Consider the following 857-nt stretch of genomic DNA (forward strand, 5'->3'; position numbering starts at 1 on the left):
CCGCGTAGCGGAGGGCGATACCGCCCCTTGGAAGGGAGACGCTTTCTTCGCCGACCGACAGTGAAGGGCCATCGGCCCCCGGCTAGCGCCGGTACTCAAGGGAGGGGTGTGCTCTAGGATTCAAAAAGACAGCCTCTGGTGTTTTTGGTTTTGTAAACTGTCTTTTTGAATCCGGTATAAAAAAACCGGAGGGCTTCCTCCGGCAAGGGCTAGAATCCGGCACTACTTCTTGCGGGGGCGGTACTTGCCGTAAGAACCACGGAAAATTTTGCCACGACGGGTACGACGATCACCTTTGCCCATGCTCTACTCCTAGGCTTTGGCTCCACTCAGAAGCTGGTTCACTTTGCTCATCAAGCGCGACTTGCGACGACTGGCCGCGTTCTTGTGCAGGGTCGAGCCTTTGGCGGCCTTGTCAATGAGGCTTTCGGCATAGCGCATCACCCGCACCGCTTCGTTGGCGTTGCCTTCTTTGGCCAGGGCGACCGCTTTTTTGCTAACGGTCTTGATGGCCGACATTTTGGACTTGTTGCGGGCGCGGCGCTTGAGCGATTGCCGGTGGCGCTTCATGGCCGAGGGGTTACGAGCAGATTTCTTTTGTGCCATAGTTCTCCAAAATTGCCCATTTGGGGGCTGCGCAGCTTGCTGCAATAGCAGTAGTGGCAGCCTCGAGGCAAACCGCTCACAAGTCTAGCATATCTCCGGGGCCGATGCCTAGACCCTTTAGAATTCGACTCATCTAAAGAATTCGGTTGAGTAACGAAGTGGTGTGATGATGGGTAAAAACCAACATTTTGGAGAGGATTGGTTTGAAAGCCGTTGCCAAGCAGAGAGGGAATGTTGTATTGGACGGTGAC

General features: G+C 54.7%; 2 protein-coding genes. Both read right to left on the bottom strand.

Going from position 1 to position 857, the window contains the following annotated elements; genetic code table 11:
* Positions 1 to 222 precede the first annotated feature (222 nt).
* The gene (locus Mhypo_RS17795; RefSeq protein ID WP_114799484.1) at positions 223 to 303 is read right to left on the bottom strand and encodes a 30S ribosomal protein THX; all 81 of its coding nucleotides are present in this window, start codon (positions 301 to 303) and stop codon (positions 223 to 225) included.
* A gap of 9 nt (positions 304 to 312) precedes the next feature.
* On the bottom strand, positions 313 to 606 hold the full coding sequence (gene rpsT / locus Mhypo_RS17800) for a 30S ribosomal protein S20 (RefSeq protein WP_119342532.1): 294 nt from the start codon (positions 604 to 606) through the stop codon (positions 313 to 315).
* Positions 607 to 857 lie beyond the last annotated feature (251 nt).

This window comes from Meiothermus hypogaeus, assembly GCF_003574035.1.
GTDB classification, from domain to species: Bacteria; Deinococcota; Deinococci; order Deinococcales; family Thermaceae; genus Meiothermus; species Meiothermus hypogaeus.

What these genes read in the sequence shown, in the direction of transcription:
- Mhypo_RS17795 (WP_114799484.1), bottom strand. Translation starts at nt 303, where the DNA reads ATGGGCAAAGGTGATCGTCGTACCCGTCGTGGCAAAATTTTCCGTGGT.
- rpsT (WP_119342532.1), bottom strand. Translation starts at nt 606, where the DNA reads ATGGCACAAAAGAAATCTGCTCGTAACCCCTCGGCCATGAAGCGCCAC.